Consider the following 21,589-nt stretch of genomic DNA (forward strand, 5'->3'; position numbering starts at 1 on the left):
CGGGAGGGCGGGCGCGAAGGCGCGGGGACACAGCAGGGAGAAGGCACCGGGCGTCAGGAGGACGGCGGGCGCTCGGGAAAGCGGAAGCGCTGCCCGGCCGGAGCCGGAGTGGACGGTCGGCCCGCGGGCGGCACGATGACCGGGCTGAAGGCCGGGCCGCTGGGCGAAGCGGCGCCGCCGGCGGGCGCGGCGGAGGAACCGGTCGAGGCCGGTCCGGTGGCGGAGGGTCCGGCGGCGGAAGGTCCACCGGTGGAGCCGGGTGTGGAGATCCGGGAGGCACCGGAGGCGCCGGCCGCCTTGCTGGCCGGCGAGGTGCTGCCTGCGGGGAAGGAACCGGCGGCGGGGGCGGATCCGGAGGAGCCCGCATGGGCCAGCAGGGGCGTGCCCTGGTCGCCGTCCGAACGGGGCCTGGGGGTGGAGCGGGTGAGCAGGGGGACGCCGCCGTCGCCCGGCCCGGAGCGCGTGGGCGCCCCGTAGCGGAAGCTGGTCGGGGTCGCCTTGGCGAGGGCGCCGGTGGCGCTGTCGGTTGAAGGCCCTGATCCCGCGCCGGACGACATGCCGGGAACCTGGGAGGGGCCCTGCGGGCTGGCGGCCCCGCTCGCACCGGCCGCTCCGGCACCACCCGCGACGGCTCCGGCGCCCCCGGTGCCCGCGCGCATCGCCATCTGCCCGCCCTGCTTGGCGGCGGCGGTGGCGGTCTGCAGACCCGCGGCGGTGGAGCGGTGCAGGTCGTGGGCCTGCCCGTCGCCGGCCCAGTGCACGAACTTGTAGATCATGAACGGGCAGCACAGGACCAGGGCCATCACGACCAGGCCGGCGATGATGTCGCTGAGCGCGGTCAGGCCGTCCTTGGTGTCGCTGTCGCCGATCGCGGAGACGCCCACCAGCATGATGATCGTCATCACCAGCTTGGAGACGACGACGGTGGCGGTGGCTTCCACCCAGCGGCGTTTCCAGTCGCGCGTCGGCTCCCAGGGGCCGCCCGCCGCGGCCAGCGGGGCGAGGACGACCAGGACGAGGATGCTGACCTTGCGGAAGATCATCATGCCCCAGTAGAGGATCGCGCCGACCGCGCAGCCCAGGGCTGTCAGGGCGGGGATCGCCCAGCCCAGCGGGGTGGTTGCGGTGATCATCGAGACCTTGACGAGGCGGCGCACCGCGTCGTCCATGCTGGAGTTGGCGATGGTGAACAGGCCCCGGCTCAGGGCCTCGACCACGGCGATGGCCACGGAGGTGAAGGTGATCGCGCACATCGCGAAGAAGACCGAGGAGACGGTGCCGGTGACGGCCTGGCCGAGGGCTTGGCCGTCGCGGCGCCACGCGGCTCTGACGAGTTGCAGGGTGAACGTCATCACGATCATCGTCAGCGCGATGGGCAGGATCAACGCGTAGTTGGTACGGAACCAGTCGGCGGACAGGTCGACGGAGGTGGTCTGGTCGACGGCCCGACTGGCCATGTCGACTGCGGACTTGGCGAGGTCGCCGCAGCTCTGGGCGATCCAGTTGCCGATGCTGGTGGTGATGCCGCTGGCGACGCCGCCCGGAGTGAGGTCGCACAGCGCGCCGGCGAGAGGGAGGTCGCAGAACCCGATAGGGAACCCCCTCCTTCCTATATAGAGGAGCGGTCAGCTCACGGGTAGACGGTGGGGGCGATGGCGGCCAGTGCGCAGTCCTGCTGCGGGCGGCACTGGACGGCCAGGGTGATCGCCCGGGACTCGCCGCCGCGGCCGCCGCCGTTCCAGGCGATGTCGACGGTGCCGGTGACGGTGACGGCGTAGATGTACGCGCGGCTCAGCGCGCCGGGGTCCTGGGCGACGGCCTGCCGGAAGCCGTCCGGCAGGTGCGCCTGCAGGTCGCGGGCGGTGGAGGTCTGCTCGTTGTCGCGCATCCGCGACCAGAGCACCGGGTCCGGGACCTGGGCCTCGACGGAGGATCCGTCGGCGTACTGGCTCTCCGAAGTGAGCCACAGCCGAAGCCCGTTGACGAAGCCCGGCTGGTCGAGCGTGCGGGTGTCGTAGGACCACAGGGTGCGGGCGAACTCGGTGGCGTAGTCGGTCGGGGAGGTGGTGTGCGGAGGACGGGCCACGCTCCCTGTGGCCTCGCCGGACGGTTCGGCGGAGGAGGGTGCCGGGGAGGCTGGCCGGGGGGCGGTGGTGGGCTGGGCGGCGGGGTGGTCGGCGTGACCGCCGCCCGCCAGCCGGGCGGCGAGCCCGGCCAGCAGGGCGGCGGCCAGCAGCACGCCCAGCCCGATCAGCATCCTCCGGCCGAAGACCGGACTACTGCTGTACGGACGGGACTTGGGCACTTACTTGACCTGCGTTCCGAGGGTGGAGAAGAAAGCGACCAGGCCGTTCGCGGCGCCCAGCAGCAGAGCGACACCGCCGGCGGCCAGAACGCCCTGCTTGCCCTTGCTCTCGGCGCCGTGGCTGCCGGTGTGGTGGCCCCAGGCCCAGACGACGCCGGCGACGGCGAGTGCGCCGACCGTGGCCACGATTCCGAACAAGTTGATGCTGCTGACGACCTGCTTGAGGACGGACAGGCCCGGCAGACCGCCTTCGGCAGGGGTGACGCCGGGGTCGTAGGCCAGGCGGGTGACTGCCTCGGCGAGGATCAAGGACAAACGTTTCTCCAGGGGGATTTGGGCATGCCGGGGCGCGGGACGGCACGCCGCCGCGGCACGGAGGTGAAGGGGGAAAGGGAGGGGAGGGGGAAGGTCAGGGGACGATGCGGCGGATGGCGATCACGCCGGATTTCCAGGAGTCCCACTGGGCGATGCGGACCACGTCGCCGGTGTGCGGGGCGTGCACCACGAGGCCGGAGCCGATGTACATCCCGACGTGCTCGGGGCCGCTGGGGCCCGGCTCGGTGAACAGCAGGTCACCGGCCCGCACGTCGGCCGGCTGGACGGCGGTGCCCTGCTTGACCTGGTCGTAGGTGACGCGGTCGAGGGTGTTGACGCCCGCGGCCCGGTACGCCTGCATCACGAGGCTGCTGCAGTCGCAGCGGCCCATCGGGTCCTCGCCGTGGCTGTTGGTGCAGGAACCGCCCCACTGGTAGGGGGTGTTGAGCTGGCCGAGGGCCCAGCGGATCGCGGACTGCACGGGCATGGGCGCATCGCTGGGGATCTGGTAGCCAGCCGGCAGGGTGCCTGGCGGGATCACTCCCCAGTCCGTGTCCGTGCCCGGCGATGTGCACAAGCCGGGCGAGGCGGCGGCCGTCGGCGCGGTGCCGGCGGCGGGTACGCCGAGCGAGGCGCCGATCGCCTGCTGAAGGGCGGTCGCCAGCGGCTCCCACTGTGCGTAGGCGTCCGGAAAACCGCTGAGCTGCACCTTCTGCGCGGCGATGGTGAGCGGCAGCTCCTGCCAACCGGGCACCGCCAGCAGCGCCTTGTAGAAGGAGGTGCTCGCGTAGACGGGGTCGGTGACCTGCTCGGGGGTGCCCCAGCCTTGGGAGGGGCGCTGCTGGAACAGGCCCAGGCTGTCGCGGTCGCCGTAGGTGAGGTTGCGCAGGCGGGACTCCTGCATGGCGGTGGCCAGGGCGATGACCTGGCCGCGGGCCGGGACCTGCAGGGCGATGCCGGTGGCGACGATGGCCTTGGCCATAGGGATCTGGGTGGTGGGCAGGTCCAGGCCCTCCACCGGGACGGTGGGTCCAGATCCGCCGCCGAGGATCAGCTTGACCGCTGCTTCGACGGCGGCGCTGTCCACGGCTTGCGAGTCCGCTGTCGGGCAGGCGGCCGCCGCGTTCCCGGCGAGGGCCGCGAACGGCACGGCCAGGAGGAGCGGGGCCAGCAGGATCCCGGCCGCGAGGCCGGCGGCGAGTTTCTTCACCGGCGGCGCCGCTGGCGGCGCGGACCTCCTCGGTGCGGGCCCGGGGCGCGGGCGGTCGAGAAATCGGGCAGGGGGATTCCCGGCACGGGTGTCTCCGATCGTGTGACAGCAGCGCAGGCGGACTCGTCCAAGGGCGTGCGTGCGCTGCAAAGGGGTGTGGTGGAATCGGCCGGGCCTCCGATCCGCCTGCGTCCGAGGGAAGTTCCCGCTTCCGTCGGTGCAGGTCAGCAGGTCGGTGCTCCTGGCGACAAGCAAGACGCTAGGCGGTCGGATATCTCCCGGGCAAGGAATCCACGGATTTTCTCCGGCCATCTCGAATTCCTTGCCCGGGAGATATCGGGTCGCCTACGTTCTTGTTCAGGCCCAGCGGCGAGGATCGCGGCGGGTCCTCCCCACCTGCCCCGCCCACCGGGCCTTCGGCCGGCCTGCGCGACACCGCGCCGCCGCGCCCCCGCCGACCGGCGGCACCCCCAACCCCTGCGAGGACATGACCACTTGACCCAAACCGAACCCGACTACACCCCCGACTACACCCTGCTGCGGGGCGACGCCCTGACTCGGCTGACCGAACTGCCCGCCCGGACGGTCGACTGCGTCATCTGCGACCCCCCGTACAACTCGGGCGGGCGCACCACGCAGGAGCGAACCGGCCGGACCGCCCGCGAGAAGTACACCTCGGGCGTGAAGGTCGTCCTGCCGGACTTCCCCGGCGAGCACAAGGACCAGCGCAGCTACGGCTTTTGGCTCAGCCAGCTGCTCGCCGAGGCGTACCGGCTGACCGTCGACGGAGGCACCGTCGCCGTCTTCTCGGACTGGCGGCAGCTGCCGATCACGACCGACGCGCTGCAGGCCGGCGGCTGGCTGTGGCGCGGCATCGTGCCCTGGTACAAGCCCGCCGCGCGCCCGCAGAAGGGCCGTTTCACCCAGAACGCGGAGTTCGTGGCCTGGGGCTCCAAGGGGGCGATGGACGGCGACCGCAACCCCGTCTACCTGCGCGGGCTGCTGGAGGGCAGCCAGCCCAAGGGCTCCGGTCGCGAGCACATCACCCAGAAGCCGCTGTCGATGATGCGAGAGCTGGTGAAGATCTGCCCGCCCGGCGGCACCGTCCTGGACTTCACCGCCGGGTCCGGCTCCACCGGGGTCGCCGCCCTCATGGAGGGCCGGTCCTTCCTCGGCATCGAGCTGACCGAGCACTACGCGGACATCGCCGAGCGCCGCCTGGCGGAAGCCCGGCAGAGCCTCGCCGAGGCCGACCCGTCGTAACCCCACCACCTTCCCCAACCACCGACCACTGCAAGGAGCTTCACCCTGCCCACCCCTTGTCCTCCCGACCCCGACCGGACCTCCGGCTGCGGTCCCGGTCCCGGCCCCGGCCCCGACGGCCGCAGCCCCGACGACTGCCCGACCTGGTGCGCGAGCGACTGGTCGTTCCACCGCCTGGCCAACGGCCACGACGTCTTCGTCAGCCCGTGCCAGCGGGTACGCATCGAGGACGACCCTGCGGCCACCTGGGAGCCGGCGCTGACCGTGACCGCCTACACCAGCGCCGCCGGAGACGTCCTGTGGCGGGCCGAGCTCAGCGCCTACACCCCCGACGCGGTCTTCAAGTCGCTCCTGTGCGCGCTCGCCCGCGACCTGGCCGAACCGAACCCCCGCGACCAGCGGCGAGCCCTGCGCGGACCGCGTGTGGAGAGCGCCTTCGAACTCCTGCCCCAGAACGGCTGGTACCGGCAGGAGTTCGGCCTGGAGCGGTCCTTCCGGGGCGCCACTCTCGCCTGGACCCTGTGGGGCAAGGACGAGAGGGGCGAGCGCTGGCAGGTCCGGTTCGCCGACGCCACCCCGGCCCACCTGGTCGCCGCCGCCTGCCGACCGCTGCTCGAAGAGGAGGAGCGCCGGCGTGCCGAGGCCGTCGAGAGCACGCTGGCCGCCATGCTCTCCTGCGACCTGGACGACACGGGCCCGTCCCCCGCCGAGGAAACGGCCGAGCACGCGCCGCGCAAGCGGGCCAAGGGGGCCCCGTTGGAGACCGTCCTGCGCATCGCCCGCGAGGACCTGCCCGAGGGCACCCCCGTCAACTCCCGCGCCGTCGCGGCCGCGGTCCGGGCCCGCGACGTCGGCGTCAGCACCCGCCGCGCGCAGGAGGCCGCCGCGATCCTCAAGGCCGACCGCCCGTAGGGGCCCGCGTCCGGGTGGCGGGCCGCGACCGCGCGCGGCCCGCCACCCGGGCAGCCCACCCCGATCCCGACCACCCGCCCGAGGGAGCACTCGTTGAACAACACGCACGGCCACCCCGAGGCCACGAACGTTTCCCGTAGGGAGGCGCGTTGACCGGCGGCCAGACGGGCGGCGAGCCGCTGGCCATCGCCGAGCACTGCCTGGAAGGCCCCCGCGATCCGGGCGACGCCCGACGGGCCCTGCATGTCCTCACCGGTGAGCGCGGCTGGCCCAACCACCACAGCCCCGAGACGGAGCACACCTTCGTGGCCAGCCCGTGCGGCTTGGTGCACGTCGGCTACCTGCCCGACCACTTCTGGCCGTGGAAGCTCGACGTCACCGATGCGCCGTTCCAACTGCCCAGGTGGCGGGCGGAGTTCTCCCCGCAGACACCCCCGCTGGTCGTCGCCGCGATCCTCGACACGGTGGCGCGGACTCTGGAGAGCGCCCCAGACCGCCTCACCGGCACCACCCGCGACGTCGCCGAGGCCGCCTCCGTCCTCGCCCGGGCCGGATGGCGGACCAAGCACACCGGCATCCGCACCACCGTCACCTCGCCCAAGCCCCGGGCCGGGCTCGCCGGCCTGTCCGTCCAGCGCCACCCCGAGCCCTGGCAGGGCGACGAACTCGACCGGTACGAGGACACGATCACGTTCTGGTGCGGAGCCGACAACAGCCCTGCCAGGTGGACCGCCGACTTCACCCGCGACACCCCGACGCATCTGGTCGCCGCCGCCACCCGTGTCCTCGTCCACCCCGTCGCGCCGCTGCCCGCCATCACCCGTACATCCAGTCCCCGGATGGCAGCCGCCCGCAGGCGCCCCTCCCACGCCGACCCGGCACACCGACCTCCCGAACCTGCGACCAGCAGGCACGACGCCCTGCCCCGCACCCACACCCACCGGCCGGCACGCTGAGACGCGGCGGTGGTTCCCCACCGCCTCCAGCGGCCGCAACGTCCCCGCCGTCCGACGGAAGGGCACCCACCCTGACGTACTACCCCGAGGTCAGCGACCTCGCCAGCGAACTCGGTCTGGACGGCCTGCAGGCCGCCGGCCCCCGCACCCGCGAAGTCCTGGAGTGGCTCGCCGACCACGACCGCGACCGCCTGGTCCTCTACGGCTACGGCCCACCGGACGGCACCGCGGGCGACCACTACTACCTGGTCTACGACCACGGCCGCCATCACAAGGGCCGAGCACCGTTCATCGCCGTCCACCTGCACATCGGCCCCGGCCCCGGCCCGCTGCGCGCCGAGATGCAGGACCAGCCGATACCTCCGCTCGCCGAGAACTGGCTGGCGGGCCAGGGCGCCGACCGCGGCAGGCTCCGGCAGCTCGCCGCCGACGTCTTCCTCCCCCTCGGCGACGCCGAGTCCACCCGGATCGAGACCCTGCTGCGGGAGTCCGGCCCGCGCTTCGAGATCGTCGACAGCCTCTCCACGCGAACCGGCGACCACTTCGAGACCTACACCATCGCCGCCGATCGCAACCCGCCCGACCCCAGCAAGCCCGTAGCCCTGTTCGTCAGTTTCCGTACCGGAGAGGCCACTTCACGCCTACGGGGGGCAACCTTCACCAGCCGCGAAGCCGCCACCGAATGGATGCGCGGGGTCACGCCCCCGCCGACGCCCGCTCAGGCCCGCGCCGAGGCCGCCCGCCTCGACAGCAGGCCCGACGGGACGCCACCATCCTCCCCCGACGCAGCCCCAGCCCGAGCGAAGGAGGTCCGCCGCCGGCACCACCGCCACTGACCGACACCCGCTCGTCCACCACCAGCCCACCCGAGAGGCCCCCCCTGACTCCCCGCCCGCTCTTCACCGACGCCCTCGTCCGCGCTCAGGACTGGTACGACCCGGACAACATGCTCCACGTCACCCCGCGCTACCTGGCCGGCGCCGAGAACGGCGAGATCGACACCGTCCTGGGGGCCATCCCTGAGGCGTACGGCTGGCACACCCGCCCCGCCGTGAACGGCCCCGCCGAGTACTTCACACCGTTCGCCTCGCCCTGCGAGCGGGTCCGGATGGGCTTCCGCAACGACTACGACGACGTCCCCTGGCAGATCGTCGCCCGCAGCGACCCCTACTCCGGGGGCTTGGCGGACTGGCAGATGACCTTCGGCTGGCACACCCCACCCGAGATAGTCGCCGCCGCGCTGGACGAGGTCGCCGCCGCCGTGGAGGAGAGCAGGGGCAGCAACGAGAAGCACGCGTTCGTCCGGGGCGGCTCGGGGCTGGGGGCTCTGTACCCCTTCGCCCTGCGAGGCTGGTCGGAGACCATCACCGCCCGAGCGTGCACCCTCACCTCGCCCGACCGCCTCGTCACCGCGCGCCTGTCCCTGGCCGAACCGCCGCTCCACAAGGACGGTCCCTGGCGCGACCCGTTCCTCAAGGTCGCCTGCGCGACGGGCGAGCAGTCCACCTCGTGGAGCGCGCGGTTCACCGCCAACGTCCCGCAACGTGTACTGAACGCCTTCACCACCGCCGTCGCCAGCCCCGAGCCGCTGCTGCGCAACGCCGACGGGCTCACCGAGGGAATGAAGGCCCAACTGACGACCGTACCGGTAGCCGCCGCTGGGCGGGCCGAGGCGGCCACCGGAACAAGCCCCGCACTCATCGCGGCCGGCGAAGTGCCCAGGACCGTCCTGAGCACCCCGCCGCCGACTACGCTCAACACGGCCGCGCCCCGCCCCGTCCCCCACCGTTGAAAGAACACCCTTGTCCGCCTACACCCCGGCCGAACTGCAAGCCCTGCGCGCCGCCTACCCCCACGACCGCGTTCCCGACGACGACGGCGACCTCACCCTCTACCTCGCCACCAAGGCCCTCGCGGAGGTCACCGGCGGACTCACCGAGAGCCTTGGCGTGTTCAGGGCCGCCGACTGGGACGCGGTCCTGGCCGACGACCACGTCAGCCTGCTGACAAAGCCGATCGAGGCCACCACTACCGGCATCGACCTCCTGCTGCAGGGCGGTCATGAAGTCCAGGCCGAGTTGCTCATCACCACCCGCCGGAGGATGATCCGCACCCTGGGCCCGGTCCTCGAACAGGCCGAGTACCTCGCCGTCCACGCCGACGGCCCCCGCCGGGCCGAGGCCGTCGAGCACCTGCAGCAGGCGTTCGAGGGTGCCCGCGAGAGCCTCACCGCCGCCGCCGAACTGCTGCAGCGCCACCTCGACCGCCAAACCCCCGCCCCGCAAAGGGCGTTAGGGCGATCCGCCGCCGCCCGCGCGGTCAGCCGCGTCCTGCCGGCCGCACCCGCCCCCGCACCGGTGCCCGGCCCGAATGCCACCGCAACCCAGGCCGCGGCCGAGCAGGCGAAGAGGCACGGCAGATGATCCTCGACACCCCTCCCCTGCCCGCAGTACGGAGTTCCACCTGACCCCCGACACCCCCGTCATCGTCACACCCGGCCACCTCGCCGGCCCCGGCGACCCCGATGCCGCGCTCGCGCAGTTCTTCGAGGAGAACGAGACCTGGCAGCGCTGGCGGCCCCGCGACGAGAGCACCCTCGCCGTCCACGAACAGCAGACCGCCCGGATCGAGCTGGACCACGAAGCCGACGGCGACCGGCCCCGCTGGACCATCGCCGCCTACACCTCCCCGGTCGGTGAACTCCACTGGCAGGCCCGGTTCTGCGCCCGCACCCCGGTGGAAATCGTGATGGCCGTCGCCGACCACCTCGCCTCCTCGCTCGACCAGCACCCGGACGCCCGGTACGACGCCCTGCTGTGGGAGGGCCGCCCCTTGGACGCGGCCGTCCACCTCGCGGTGGAGGACGCCGACCCGCCGTGGAGGGAGACCGCTCTGGGCAGCGATTTCACCCGCGCCGACGGCACCGGCGGCATCCATCTGCCCGTCCAGGTCTCCGGTTCCGCTGTCGCCGTACCCGGCGCCGTCGTCTGGGGCGGGCCCCGCGGATACGAACATCTCCGCTGGCAGGCCGAGTTCACCGCCCACTGCCCGAACTCGATCGTGGTCGCCGCGCTCAACGAGGTCGTCGAACCGCAGGCAGCCGAGCGTCTGCGCGGGCAGGTCCCGGCCGCCCACGTGCCCCAGGTCCGCATCGGGGCGCGCCCCACCCGCTCCTCCGCCGCCATCGCCCACGGCCGCCACCACCCCAGTGACTGCATCCGGCCAGCTCCCGCCCCCATCGATCCCGCACCGCCCGGCGGTGAACGCCGCCGCCGCTGACTTCCGAGAGGACACCCTTCCGATCGCCGCCGAACCCGACGCGGACACCCACCTCGACATCGCCACCCGCCACCTCGCGGGAACCGGCGGCCGCTCCAACCCCGTCGCCCGCCACGTCCTCGCCTTCCACTGGCGTCAGGACCACAACCGCCCCCTCGACCAGACGTTCGTCTCCAGCCCCGACCACCGCATCCGCATCGCCTCGGGCCAGCTCGACCCCGGAGCGTGGTGGCGCATCTCGGCCGCCCGCGAACCCCTCGGGCCGCCCCAGTGGATGGTCGGCCTCTCCAAGGACATCCCCGAGGAGTTCGTCACCGCCGTGACCGAGGCCCTCATCGTCCCGCTGCCCGGAACGGACTGGACGGGCGAGAAACACCCGGCCCTCAAGGAAGGGCAGTTCGCGGGCGACGCCGCCCTGGACGCGCTCGTCGCCGCGGGCTGGCACAAGCGAGGCGACATCGGCGGCGTCCGGCACGTCGAGTCCCCCGACCGTCTCGCCCGCGCCGTCCTGCGCCGAAACGCCGATCCCCTCGACCTGATGGGGCACTGCGCGCTGGCGATCGAAGCCGGCCCCGAGGACGCCGGAGAACCCTACTGGCAGGCCCTGTTCACCGCGGACGTGCCCGCGCTGGTCACCAGCGCCTTCGTCCAAGCGCTCACCGACCCGGCACCGCTGCGGCGCGACGGCGACGGGATGGACGAGCGCCTCCTCGCCCACGCCGGCTACACCATGACCCAGGAGGGCCTCCTGCCGCTCCCGCGGGCCTACACCGACCACGACCTCGACCTCGCCACCGCGCAGACGCTCTCCTCCCTGCTCGCCTTCGCGGACCAAACGGTGAGGGTCGAGGACGCCATGGAGGTACTGGCCGACCAGGTCCTCCCCAGCACGCAGCAAGGGCCCACAGCGTCCACCAGCTGGGGCGAACTCCCCGAGGAACAGCGGCTGCTGGGCGCGATGCTCGCCCTCGACCTGGTCGTGGACTCCTCGCGGTACGTCCACCGCCTGCTCGGCCTGAGCGATGCGGACGCCGATGCCCACTGCCACGACATGTTCAACCCGGAGGGTCTGGTCACCCACCCGGTGTGGGATCGCGTCGTGGACGGGGCGGTGCCGGCCGTGCCGCTGGAGAGCCTGTGCTTCACCAACGAGGACCTGTACGCGGCGGCGGGCACCGTCGCCGCCCACGTGATCACCTGCGTCGAAGCCTCCGGGGTGTCGGAGGGGTTCTACGACCAGCCGATCGCCAGCCGCAGCACCCCGGACGGCGAGATCATATGCTGGCAGGACCTGCCGGACCACATCGAGTGGCCCGCGCACGACGAGGTCTACCGCCGCTTCACCGCCGCCGGTGCAAAGGCTGTCGGCCTGTTCGCCCCCGGCATGCCCCGGCCCGCCCCGCTGGTCGAAGCGGCTCCCGTCCACCTCGCCGGCCCCGGACACCTCGCAGCCACCACCCCCGCCGCACCGCTGCTGGCCGCCGGATGGACGCCCGCCAACACCCCGTTCGCCAGGTACGTCAGCCCCTGCGGCCGTATCAGCACCACTGAGGTGGCCAGGGTCGCCGGCGCGGAGTGGCTCACGGTCTACACCGACCCGTCGACCGATCTGCCGCTGTGGGTGCTCTGCGCCGACGAACGGACTCCCGCGGAGATCACCACCGCCGTTCACCAGGCACTCGCCACCACCTACACCACCGCGCCCGCCGACCTGCGCTACTCCACGCCCTCCGGCGGCCTGGAGCCCCTGGCCGAGGCCGGCTGGAGCGAGGACAACGTGGCCGGTCACACCTTCTGGACCTCGCCCGACGGCGGGACGGTCATGGTCGACCGCACCAGCAACCTCGTACACGCCCAGGGCCACGCTCCCGGCTGGCTGGTCACCGCAGGCGACATCAGCCCGGGCGTGCAGGCGGGGTGGACCATCGAGATGACCGACCGGGTGCCCCGCCCACTGCGACGCGCCGTCACCACCGCCCTCGTCCGCACCACACCGGTCACCCGGCTCGCCCGCCAACTCCCCGCCGAACACACGGCACACCTGACCGCCGCCCCCCTGAAGCCGCGACCGGCAGCCTCCGCCCGCGTCGACCGCACTGCGGCCGCCCGCCACCGCTCCGTGGACGCCGACACGCTCCGGGCCGACGCCGCCGCTGCCCCTGAGCAGTCCCGCTCCCCGCACCGGGGCCGCCCGCGCTGACCCGAGACCGCCCACTCGCCCGAGCACGAACGGACCCACCCATCCCCGACAACCTGCCCGACTTCATCGACGTACGCCCCGCCTACCTGGCCGGCCCCAACTCCAACATGCTGCCGTTCGACTGGCTCATCAGCGAGCGGGCCTGGGAATACAGCGACAGCCGAAGCCTGGGGTCGCACCTCTTCTGGAGCCCCGACCACCGGTTCTGGTTGGGCGAGGTCCTGAGCGGCCCAGAGGTCTCGTGGCGCTTCACCGCCGTCCGCGAACCGCTCGGCCCCGCCGCCTGGATGGTCCGCCTCTCCGCCCAGACCCCGACCGAGGTCCTCGCGGACCTCGCGGACCAACTCGCCCTCGCCGACCGCTCCGACGAGGAGCACCCCGCCCTCCAACAGCCTGCCGACCGCCGCTCCCTGCTGGACATCCTGGGCGACGCCGGCTGGCACAGCGTCTACCGCAACGGGGCCCTGGAGATGGAGTCGCCCGACCTCCTCGCCCGGGTACGGGTGCGCGTCGACCCGCCCGGCGACCCGCTCGACCTGGACAACCCCCACATCCATGTCGAGGTCGGGCCCCGCGGCCGGGGCGGGCAGCCGCCCTACTGGCAGGCCGACGTGAGCACCGGCACGCCCACCGTCATCACCGACGAACTCGCCCGCTTCCTCACCGCTCCGGGCCCAGTCACCCGGGACAAGCGCTGGATGGACGAGCGCCTCCTGGCCGAGTTGGAGCGGCTCGATCCGCCGACACCCGAGCGGCCCGCCCCACGCAGCGCGCCTCCCGCCGCCACGACCACCATCGCGCAGCGGGTCGCCGCGGCCGGTTCCCGCACCACGAGACAGGTCCTCTCCACCGCCCCGGCCGGCGGCGCGCTGCCCGCCGCAGAAGCCGCACTCCTTCCGGCAGGCCGCCCCGTCCGCTGAGCCCTCCACCGACCTACAGGGAGGAGCCGACCATCGCCCTCCCTGCACGGCCGACGACCGGATCCCGCTGGCGCCGCGTCGGCGGGCCGCCCCTGCGCTCTGGCCGACGCTGACCAGGCGTGGCCGGCCGCCGCCTCGCCAACCACCCACCTCGACCAAACCGGCACCCGCCGCCCCCGCCCCTCCGCTGCTGACCCCGACGCGGTCCAGCAGCCCCGAACCCGAAGCGAGGACCACTGCACTCCGATCCCGCCCCCGCCGGCCTGGCCGACGACGACGATCACGACATCGACGTCACGATCTTCCGTCACCACCAACGAGACGACATCTACGCCTCCTACGGCGGGCGGATGACCGGACCCGTGGGCGACGCCGTCCTGCTCTCCCTCGGTTTCCGCCCGCACGAGATCCCCGGCTTCTTCCGCCTCCCCGATCCCGAACGCGACAGCGAGGAGCGCACCCGCTCAGCCGTGCGGGCCCTGCGCACGATGGGCCACTCCGTCGACACCGACCCTCAGTTCGACGTCCCCGGCACCGCCCCGCTGCCCAGCGAAGCACCTGACGTCGCGTTCGCCCGGCACCCTGATCTGGGGATCGTCGCCGCGGTCGCCGACGGCATCCCCATTCACCCCGGCGTGTTGCTCACCCAAGCCGGCTGGCAGCACCGCACCGACCTCGACCTGTACTACCTCTCGCCCTCCCAGCCAGGTGAAGAACTCGACGCCGTGGCGGTGGCCACCGCACGGCTCCAGCGCGGCCGGTACACCACCGCCGTCCAGCCCGACCTCGCCCACGCCGTGGCCATGCGGGGCACCGACACCCGCGAACGCATCCGCGTCACGCTCTTCCCCGGCGCCCACGCCCGGCTTGCGTCTCTGAGCGCCCAGTTCCGCAGTCCGGCCGGCCCGGCGGCGCAACGCGGCAACACCCCCGCTGCCAACGCCTCCGCCCCTCCCCGGTCCCGCAGCCGCTGACCGCCGGAAGTGCGTACCTGTCGGCTTCGGCGGCCGGCAACCGAAGGGTCGGCGGGCAGGAACCCCCGCCCACCGACCCTTCGCCCTGGCTCTCCTGCGGCACATGCCGGCGACCCGAGGCGGTTACGCCACCGCTTCGTAGGCCGCCCGCAGCAGCGGCGCCGCCCGGGCCAGAGCGGCCGGCGAGGTAATCCGCACCTCCAGGTCGCCGGTGCCGTGATGGCCGATGCCGCGCACGTTCCGGGTGAAGCCCTCCTCCAGGCCGACGGTGGCCGGGTCCAGGCGCAGGTAGACCAGCAGCGAGCCCACCTGGACCTTCACCGAGGCGAAGTTGGGGCCCCGGCGGTAGGCCGTGTACTGCTTGAGCTGGACGCTGTGCACGTCCCCGAAGTCCAGCAGCCGGCCGTCGAGTTCGTCGTACAGCGCCCGCACGGCCTGCGCGGTGCCGGCGAGCCGCTGCTCGGCCGTGGGCCGCGCCACCGTCAGGGCGCCGCTGCCGCTGCGGGCCGCGTTCCCGGCGACCGAGGCCACCAGTTCCAGTGCCAGCAGGTCCTCGCCGAACATCCGGTAGCGGACCAGGTCGATGCGCCGGTGCATCTCCCCGATCGCGTGCACGTCGTAGCGGGAGTAGTCCGCGGCGATGCAGATGATCCGCGGGCTGCTCCAGTCGACCTCGGCGACCGCCTCCGGGCCGAGGCTGCGCGCCACCAGCGCCTCGAAGGCGTCGTGGTGGTCGCGCAGCCATGCCAGGTAGAACAGCGCCTGGTTGATCACGTTCTGATCCCGGGTCCGCTTGTACTCCACGATGACTGGGCTGCCGTCCTCGTCCAGGCCCAGAGTGTCGATCCGGCCGCCGTGCAGCGGACCGGTGCGCACCTCGGTGTCGAGGAAGAGGACGCCCAGCAGCATCTGCATGTTCCGCTCGACGTACGCCTGGAGGTCCCGCTCCAGCGGGACGGCCGCCCCGGCCAGTTCCGTCGCCGAGCCGCCACTCCGCCGGAACACCCGCAGCACCATGTCGCTCCCCTTCGCCCCTCCCCCGCCGGGCCGCCCCGGCGGATGGACCGGCCAAGCTACATGCCCAAATCGGCAGATACCAGACGTTGTTGCCGATGTCTCACTTTGTCCTGGAGGGAATAGAGAACCGCCCTGCCAGCGGGCGCGCCTCTTCCCGATCTGCCGGACCGTCACCCCGTCCACGGGGCCGCACGCCGGATACGACCCCGGAGAAACCGCGCTTGCCGATCCCGCCCAAGCTCGCCCCCAAACCCCACGAAGCCGTCATCGCGGCAGCCGGCGACCGCGACCACCAGGTCCCGAGGCGCTTCAACGCCCGCACCCACCAGGTCCTGCTGCGGGAAGGGCTCGCACACATGCGCCCCTTCACCGCGGGAGGTCGCACCTACCGATACGAGGAGCTGTTCGGCCCGCCGGACATCCACCTCACCGCTGCCGGGCGGGCCTACGCCCAGCAGCACGGAGTGGACACCCCGCGCCGCAGGATCGTGGTGATCTCGGGCGGCGCCGAGAGGACGGACCCCGGGATCAACGAGGCCGGTCGACCCAACGCGCTGCGGGCCGGCGAGTTCTACGGCGGCCGCCACCACCGCTACCTGCGCGCGGCCGCCGACGCGCTGACCGCCGAGCGGGGCCTGATCTACATCGTCAACGACCTGCACGGGCTCGTGGGCCTGGACTTCTGGCTCATGTACAACGAGATCCGGGTGGGCGACGAGAAGTCGGTGCGCGCCGGCAGCATCCGCGACCAGGCACGGCGCCTGGGCCTGGACGATGCCGACGTGATCGTCCTGGGCGAGCATGCCCACACCGACCTCGTCGCCCCGGCCGTTCCCCACGCCCTCGTGCCTCTTACCGGCGACATGCTCGGCCACCAGGCCCAGTGCCAAGCGGTGGCCGAGGACAGCGAACTGGCGAACTCCTGGTGGGAGCAGGCCGGGCGGCGATTCGAGGAACACCGCGAACCGCCGCCCGCGGCACCCCGAACCGAGGCCGGCATCGACCGCACGGCAGCCGCCCGAGGGCAGGGCCCACACCCGCGCTCACCGCTCCGCCGCCCCGGGACCGCAGCCACGTCCCCCCAAGTGTCCCGCCCCGACCTCCCGTCCAGCACGTCCGACCGCACAGTGGCCAGCCGCTCCCGGCCCACCTGACCGAACTCCACCCGCCTGCCCACCCGTTGGAGGATCCTCGCTTTGACCACCCCCGCACCGCCCCCCACTCCACCGCGCACCAAGGGCGGTGAACTACGAGCCAAGATCGCCCGGTTCCTCGCCGACCGGCCGCAGGAAACGTTCACCACCGCACAGATATCCAGGGCGCTGGGCCACTCCAACGGTGCCGTCGTGCAAGCGGCCGAGACCCTGGTCAAGCGCGGCGAGGCCAACCAGGTCGGCGCCGGGAAGCAGTTCCGCGCGAACGCGCTCACCGCCGCTGCCGGGAAGACCCCGGTGATCAGTCCGCCGGGAACCCACTCACCCCGCGCCGCCGCGGCCAAGGCCCGAACGAGCGCTCCCGCGCCGACCCCGCCGAAGCCGCCCACCCCCGCGCCTGCCCCGCCCAAACCGGGCGGCCCGATCCGCCGACCGGGCGGCCAGCTCTACCACCCCAGGGAGCTGGCCGACCTGCCCGACGTCGAAGCGCTGACCCGCCTGCGCGCAGCCGACGTGCCGGTGCTGCTCTACGGCCCCCCGGGCACCGGCAAGACCTCGCTGGTGGAGGCGGCGTTCCCTGACCTGATCACCGTCGCCGGCGACGGCGACACCACCGTCGGCGACCTGGTCGGGGAGTACACGCAGGACGACGACGGCAGGTACGTCTTCCGGTACGGCCCGCTGGTCGTCGCCATGCAGGAGGGCCGCGCCCTGCTGATCGACGATGCCACCCTGATCTCGCCGAAGGTGATGGCCGCGCTCTACCCGGCGATGGACGGCCGCCGCCAGATCCAGGTCAAGGCCCACAAGGGCGAGACCATCCAGGCCCAGCCGGGCTTCTACGTGGCGGCGGGGCACAACCCGGGCGTCCACGGCGCGATCCTGACCGATGCGCTGGCGTCCCGCTTCAACGCGCAGATCCAGGTCGGCACCGACTACGACCTCGCCCTGGCACTGCGGATCGACGCCCGGGTGGTCAAGATCGCCCGCAACCTCTCCCACAAGGTCGAACTCGGCGAACTGGGCTGGGCACCCCAGCTGAGGGAACTGATCGGCTACCAGAAGATCGAGGCAGTCCTCGGCACCAAGGCCGCGCTCGGCAACCTGATCGGGATCGCACCCGCCGAGGACCGCGACACCGTCGCGGACATCGTCCGCAAGGGCATGGGCATCACGTCGGTCGCACCACTCACCCTGGGCAAGCAGCTCGCCGCCACAACCGCCGCGGCCTCCCGGCAGTCCCCGGTCAGCACCAACTCCGCCTCCCGGGGCCGCCAGCGATGAGCGCCCACCACCACATCCAACCCCCCGCCACCACGCCCGACGACGACGCCGACCTCGCACGCTGGGACGACGACGGCGCCCCGCCCGCGCAGCCCCAGCCCTCCCCGGCCGCGTGGCTGCGCGTCGGGGCCGAACTCGGCGACCGGTTGGTGGTCCTGTCCGGACGTCAGGACCTGATCGTCACCTGCCGCCCCGGCACCCGAAGCGGCGCCCCGGCCGCCTACTTCCCCATGCTGGGGGAGGTCGAGTTCGACGCCGAGCTGTTCGCCCCTCTCCAACCGCACGAAGTCCATCCACGGATCCCGGGCGACGAGGACCGCTACCCCGCCGCCTGGGGGGTCTTCGTCCACGAGGCCGCCCACGCGACCCACACCGTCTGGCGGCAACCGCCCGACGCGGAGCCGCGCGTCGTCGAGGCCGCGCTCCTGCTGGAGGAGAGCCGCGCCGAAGGCGCACACCTGACCAGGCGTCCGATGGACCGCACGTACCTGCGCACCAGCGCCCGGACCCTGGTCATGCCCGACATCGCCAACCCCCGCGTCGCGGGCATCGAGCACGCCGCCACCGTGGCAGCGCTCATCCTCGGCCGCCGGGACGTCGGCATCCTGGACGCCGGCGAGACCCGAGCCGTCGCCACCCTGTGCAAGAAGGTGCTGGGCGCCAACCTGCTGGCCACCCTCACCGGCATCTGGACCGCCGCCCACCAGTGCGCCGACCACGACGCCGCCACCATGCTCACGCACGCCCAGGACTGGTGCGACGCCCTGGACACCGCACTTCCCTCCCGGCCTGTCCCCGAGAACCTCGCCGACCTGCTCTCCGGAGCCGTGGGGGTCGTCATGGACCGCATGGCCGCCAACGACCTCGCCGACCGCACGGCTCAGGCCGCCGCGGACAGCGCCCTGGCCCGGCGGGCGGAGAGGCAGGCCAAGGGCCGCGCCCAGCAGGCCGAGCAGCGACGAAAGGCCGCCGCCACCGCCAAGTCGGTCTTCACCCCCCGCGGCACCACCGTCAGCCCCGACGGCACACCCGCTCCCTACTACAGTCCGGTCACCGGCACCCGCCGACCCACCACCGCCGAGCAGCGCGCCGCCGCGAGCCTGAGCCGCGCCCTGCGCGCCGCCGCCTACCGCGAACGCACCGAGGAGCGAACCACCAGCCCCACCCCGCCCGGCCGCCTCAACATGGGCCGGGCCCTCGCCCGCGACGCCCAACGCGCCGCCGGCGCGGTGCCCACCGCCGAGCCGTTCACCCACACCCGCCGCCACAACTCCCCCACCCCGCCGCTGCGGGTGGCAATCGCGGTCGACGTCTCCGGCTCCATGTCGGCCGCCTGCGGACCCGTCGCGTCCGCCGCCTGGATCGTGGCCCGCGCAGCAGCCCTGACCGGCCCCGACTCCCGCACCGCCACCATTGCCTACGACCAGTACCTGACCGCACTGACCAGGCCCACCCACCGGCCACCGGAGCGCGTGGTCCAGTTCGACGCCAACGGCCGCGCCCACAACCTCGCCGACGCCATCGACGCACTCGACCACGGCCTCGACCTCAGCCGCCCCGGCACCGGCCGCCTCCTCGTCATCGTCACCGACGCCCAGTACACCCCCAACGAAACCGCAAATGCCGTCACCCGCATCAACCGCCTCACCACCGCCGGCTGCGCCGCACTCCAACTCACCCTCACCGACGAATCCCGCCATCTACCGGGCACCACCCTCCTCCACCTGCCCCGCCCCTCCAGCACCCCCGCCGCCATCGCCCAAGCCGCCACCGACGCCATCCGCAGAACACGCTAACGAGCTGCCTCCGGTCAACTTCGGCAACCGCCTCCGAACCGGGTCGGCTTGCTATAAGCGCCTCAACAGCACCAGGGGCACAACAACCACAGGATGCAGAGCAGCGCCTGGTTGATCACGATCTCGCCATGGACACGCTTGCACTCAATCACCACCAAGCTGCCGCCCTCGTCCAGGCCAGGCAACTTCATCGCTAAACCGCCGCTCCGGCGAAACATGCGCAGCGCCATGCCACCCCCATGTCTCCCTCACCGGGCCGCTCCGGCGGATGTATCAGTCAACCTAAATTCCCAAATGGGCAGATGCTCGGCAACGTTTCCGATGTCTCATCCGCGCCATAGGGAAGAACAAGCTTCATGGAGCAATCACCCCACCCCGCACCCACTCCAAGAGAAGGAGGAATTTATCGAAATGGCCAATGGAGTCGCCACAAGAAAAGGCCAAGAAGCCGATCGGACCGAAAGGAAAAACATCCCGGCACTTGCCGGCAATTTTCGCAAATTCACAGAAACCTCAACGTTCGGTACACTCACCCATCGAGACGGGTGGCTAGTAACTTGCAAGATGAAATCCACCGCCCTAGCCATATGTCAACTGTTCGACGGAACCATCGATGAACAAATCAACGAGCCCAAGGGTGAAATTTTCGTAAAAACTAGAGCAAGTTGCATCGAGATATCAATCGTCGCCACACGCGCCGTCGCAGCAAGATCCAGGAGGATTGACGGCGCGGGGTTTGAACCCAGGGCAAAAAGGCCATCAGTAGATATTTACTTCACCCTCCTTAATGCCGAATGCTTGGGAATATTTAACTATCGATCATCATCCCAGTCGATGATCGACGACCTCTCCGCCCTGAAACGCGGCCCCAACTATCCACCAGCCATCATCGCCAGCGAATTCTTGCACTATGAAACCAGATCCGGGCAGACTGTCGGATATAGGAAAATCAGCATCAGGGAAATCCCGCATCCTTGACTTGGCCACCTTATTGATCCGAAACGGCAAGGATCCGGTCTCGTTGATCCGGGTGTGACGGATCTGGTGCAGGACGCGCGGCGGCTGTCGCCGAAGGCTCAGGAAGTTCTGCGCATGAGGGCGCTCGCAACGCTTGGGGCGGGCCGGGGACCGTTGAGAGGTGGCCAAACTCCTGTGCGTGAGCGTGGAGTCGGTGGGCAACTGGTGGGCTGGCTGGCAGTCCGACCGCCACGAGGCGCTGGTGTCAAGGAGCCGCGGACGGCGGGTGGGCGAGTACCGGGTGCTCGATCCGGACCGAGAGCAGCGCGTCCGGCAGACGCTGCTCGACCGCCGACCGGGAGACATGGGTTTGGGCGGCCAGTTGTGAACCCGCGCCGTCACCAGGGACCTGATCGCCCTGCTATATCGGGGGCGGCTGACCGAGCAGGGCGTGGGCAAGTACCTCAAGGGCTGGGGCCTGTCGTTCCAGCATCCCGACAAGCACGCGCTCAAACAGGAACCGGAAGCAGTCCGCGCCCGGCGCGAGGAGATCCGGCCCGTGATCCGCGCGAAGGCCCGGGAGGAAGGTGCAGAGCTGCTGCTCGCCGACCGGACCGGTATCCGCTCGCACGAGGTCTCCGGCCGCACCTGGGCCCCTCGCGGCCGGACGCCGATCGTGCGCCGGACCGGCAACCGCTTCTCGGTCAACGCGATGTCCGCGATCAGCTCCCGAGACAAAATGTGGTTCACCGTCTACCGGGGATCGTTCACCGCCGAGGTGTTCTGCGACTTCCTCGACCGCCTGAACAGGCAGTTCGACCGCCCCGTCCACCTCGCCATCGACCGGCACTCCGTCCACCACAGCAGACGAGCCCGCACCCGGCTCACTGACCACCCCGGACGCATCACCCTGCACCTGCTGCCCGCGTAAGCACCCGAGACCACCCCGGACGAGCTGGTCAACGCCGACCTGTAACGGACCCTGCTGCCGGCCTCCCGCGCCCGCAACGCCAACCAGCTCACCGACGAAGTCCGACGCTTCTTCCA

General features: G+C 72.1%; 22 protein-coding genes. 16 read left to right on the plus strand and 6 right to left on the minus strand.

Annotated elements, in window-relative coordinates; genetic code table 11:
* Window positions 1-53 precede the first annotated feature (53 nt).
* The 4 genes from ABD345_RS08720 to ABD345_RS08735 all read right to left on the minus strand — a co-directional run bounded on the left by ABD345_RS08720 (window position 54) and on the right by ABD345_RS08735 (window position 3,830).
* The gene (locus tag ABD345_RS08720) at window positions 54-1,613 is read right to left on the minus strand and encodes an SCO6881 family protein (RefSeq protein WP_380276248.1); all 1,560 of its coding nucleotides are present in this window, start codon (window positions 1,611-1,613) and stop codon (window positions 54-56) included.
* Window positions 1,614-1,630: 17 nt separating this feature from the next.
* Complete coding sequence (locus tag ABD345_RS08725) at window positions 1,631-2,305, minus strand: hypothetical protein (RefSeq protein ID WP_344551360.1); 675 nt, start codon at window positions 2,303-2,305, stop codon at window positions 1,631-1,633.
* Window positions 2,306-2,614 (minus strand): DUF6112 family protein, encoded by a 309-nt coding sequence (locus ABD345_RS08730; RefSeq protein WP_344551494.1) that lies wholly within the window; start codon window positions 2,612-2,614, stop codon window positions 2,306-2,308.
* Between the two features lie 100 nt (window positions 2,615-2,714).
* Entirely contained in the window at window positions 2,715-3,830 is a 1,116-nt protein-coding gene (locus ABD345_RS08735; RefSeq protein ID WP_344551361.1) for a C40 family peptidase, read from the minus strand.
* Window positions 3,831-4,325: 495 nt separating this feature from the next.
* On the opposite strand from ABD345_RS08735, the gene ABD345_RS08740 reads away from it, so the two are divergent.
* The 10 genes from ABD345_RS08740 to ABD345_RS08785 all read left to right on the plus strand — a co-directional run bounded on the left by ABD345_RS08740 (window position 4,326) and on the right by ABD345_RS08785 (window position 14,334).
* Window positions 4,326-5,093 (plus strand): DNA-methyltransferase, encoded by a 768-nt coding sequence (locus ABD345_RS08740; protein WP_344551362.1) that lies wholly within the window; start codon window positions 4,326-4,328, stop codon window positions 5,091-5,093.
* A 264-nt stretch (window positions 5,094-5,357) separates the two neighbouring features.
* Window positions 5,358-6,005, plus strand: coding sequence for a DUF317 domain-containing protein (locus ABD345_RS08745; RefSeq protein ID WP_344551363.1), 648 nt, complete (start codon window positions 5,358-5,360; stop codon window positions 6,003-6,005).
* A 149-nt stretch (window positions 6,006-6,154) separates the two neighbouring features.
* Window positions 6,155-6,961, plus strand: coding sequence for an SPDY domain-containing protein (locus ABD345_RS08750; protein ID WP_344551364.1), 807 nt, complete (start codon window positions 6,155-6,157; stop codon window positions 6,959-6,961).
* Window positions 6,962-7,302: 341 nt separating this feature from the next.
* Window positions 7,303-7,797 carry a hypothetical protein gene (locus ABD345_RS08755; RefSeq protein ID WP_344551365.1) on the plus strand — a complete coding sequence of 165 codons (495 nt, stop codon included), beginning with the start codon at window positions 7,303-7,305 and terminating at the stop codon, window positions 7,795-7,797.
* Between the two features lie 110 nt (window positions 7,798-7,907).
* Window positions 7,908-8,753 (plus strand): SPDY domain-containing protein, encoded by an 846-nt coding sequence (locus ABD345_RS08760; RefSeq protein ID WP_344551366.1) that lies wholly within the window; start codon window positions 7,908-7,910, stop codon window positions 8,751-8,753.
* A gap of 10 nt (window positions 8,754-8,763) precedes the next feature.
* Window positions 8,764-9,384, plus strand: coding sequence for a hypothetical protein (locus tag ABD345_RS08765; protein WP_344551367.1), 621 nt, complete (start codon window positions 8,764-8,766; stop codon window positions 9,382-9,384).
* On the plus strand, window positions 9,332-10,240 hold the full coding sequence (locus ABD345_RS08770; RefSeq protein ID WP_344551368.1) for an SPDY domain-containing protein: 909 nt from the start codon (window positions 9,332-9,334) through the stop codon (window positions 10,238-10,240). The genes ABD345_RS08765 and ABD345_RS08770 overlap by 53 nt, the downstream gene beginning before the upstream one ends.
* Window positions 10,221-12,440, plus strand: a complete 2,220-nt coding sequence (locus tag ABD345_RS08775; protein ID WP_344551369.1) for an SPDY domain-containing protein — start codon at window positions 10,221-10,223, stop codon at window positions 12,438-12,440. Before ABD345_RS08770 ends, ABD345_RS08775 begins: the two co-directional genes overlap by 20 nt.
* Before the next feature lie 107 nt (window positions 12,441-12,547).
* Window positions 12,548-13,360 carry an SPDY domain-containing protein gene (locus ABD345_RS08780; RefSeq protein WP_344551370.1) on the plus strand — a complete coding sequence of 271 codons (813 nt, stop codon included), beginning with the start codon at window positions 12,548-12,550 and terminating at the stop codon, window positions 13,358-13,360.
* A 350-nt stretch (window positions 13,361-13,710) separates the two neighbouring features.
* Window positions 13,711-14,334 carry a hypothetical protein gene (locus ABD345_RS08785; RefSeq protein WP_344551371.1) on the plus strand — a complete coding sequence of 208 codons (624 nt, stop codon included), beginning with the start codon at window positions 13,711-13,713 and terminating at the stop codon, window positions 14,332-14,334.
* Between the two features lie 123 nt (window positions 14,335-14,457).
* Here ABD345_RS08785 and ABD345_RS08790 read toward each other — a convergent pair whose 3' ends face one another.
* Window positions 14,458-15,351, minus strand: coding sequence for a DUF5655 domain-containing protein (locus tag ABD345_RS08790; RefSeq protein ID WP_344551372.1), 894 nt, complete (start codon window positions 15,349-15,351; stop codon window positions 14,458-14,460).
* Between the two features lie 221 nt (window positions 15,352-15,572).
* Here ABD345_RS08790 and ABD345_RS08795 point away from each other — a divergent pair, with 221 nt between their 5' ends.
* The 3 genes from ABD345_RS08795 (at window position 15,573) to ABD345_RS08805 (ending at window position 19,585) form a co-directional block, all read left to right on the plus strand.
* The gene (locus tag ABD345_RS08795) at window positions 15,573-16,505 is read left to right on the plus strand and encodes a hypothetical protein (protein WP_344551373.1); all 933 of its coding nucleotides are present in this window, start codon (window positions 15,573-15,575) and stop codon (window positions 16,503-16,505) included.
* A gap of 105 nt (window positions 16,506-16,610) precedes the next feature.
* Window positions 16,611-17,789 carry an AAA family ATPase gene (locus ABD345_RS08800; protein ID WP_344551495.1) on the plus strand — a complete coding sequence of 393 codons (1,179 nt, stop codon included), beginning with the start codon at window positions 16,611-16,613 and terminating at the stop codon, window positions 17,787-17,789.
* Window positions 17,786-19,585: a VWA domain-containing protein gene (locus ABD345_RS08805; protein ID WP_344551374.1), complete on the plus strand. Its 1,800-nt coding sequence runs from the start codon at window positions 17,786-17,788 to the stop codon at window positions 19,583-19,585. Before ABD345_RS08800 ends, ABD345_RS08805 begins: the two co-directional genes overlap by 4 nt.
* Window positions 19,586-19,647: 62 nt before the next feature.
* Here the strand turns inward: ABD345_RS08805 and ABD345_RS08810 are convergent, their stop codons facing one another.
* Window positions 19,648-19,815 (minus strand): hypothetical protein, encoded by a 168-nt coding sequence (locus tag ABD345_RS08810; RefSeq protein ID WP_344551375.1) that lies wholly within the window; start codon window positions 19,813-19,815, stop codon window positions 19,648-19,650.
* Window positions 19,816-19,996: 181 nt separating this feature from the next.
* Between ABD345_RS08810 and ABD345_RS08815 the strand changes: the two genes are divergently transcribed.
* The 3 genes from ABD345_RS08815 (at window position 19,997) to ABD345_RS08825 (ending at window position 21,473) form a co-directional block, all read left to right on the plus strand.
* Window positions 19,997-20,563, plus strand: coding sequence for a hypothetical protein (locus ABD345_RS08815; protein WP_344551376.1), 567 nt, complete (start codon window positions 19,997-19,999; stop codon window positions 20,561-20,563).
* Window positions 20,564-20,723: 160 nt separating this feature from the next.
* Window positions 20,724-20,930: a hypothetical protein gene (locus ABD345_RS08820; RefSeq protein ID WP_344551377.1), complete on the plus strand. Its 207-nt coding sequence runs from the start codon at window positions 20,724-20,726 to the stop codon at window positions 20,928-20,930.
* Window positions 20,931-20,993: 63 nt separating this feature from the next.
* Complete coding sequence (locus ABD345_RS08825) at window positions 20,994-21,473, plus strand: IS630 family transposase (protein ID WP_380272462.1); 480 nt, start codon at window positions 20,994-20,996, stop codon at window positions 21,471-21,473.
* Window positions 21,474-21,589: the final 116 nt, after the last annotated feature.

This window comes from Kitasatospora saccharophila, assembly GCF_039529925.1.
In the GTDB taxonomy this organism is placed as follows: Bacteria; Actinomycetota; Actinomycetes; order Streptomycetales; family Streptomycetaceae; genus Kitasatospora; species Kitasatospora saccharophila.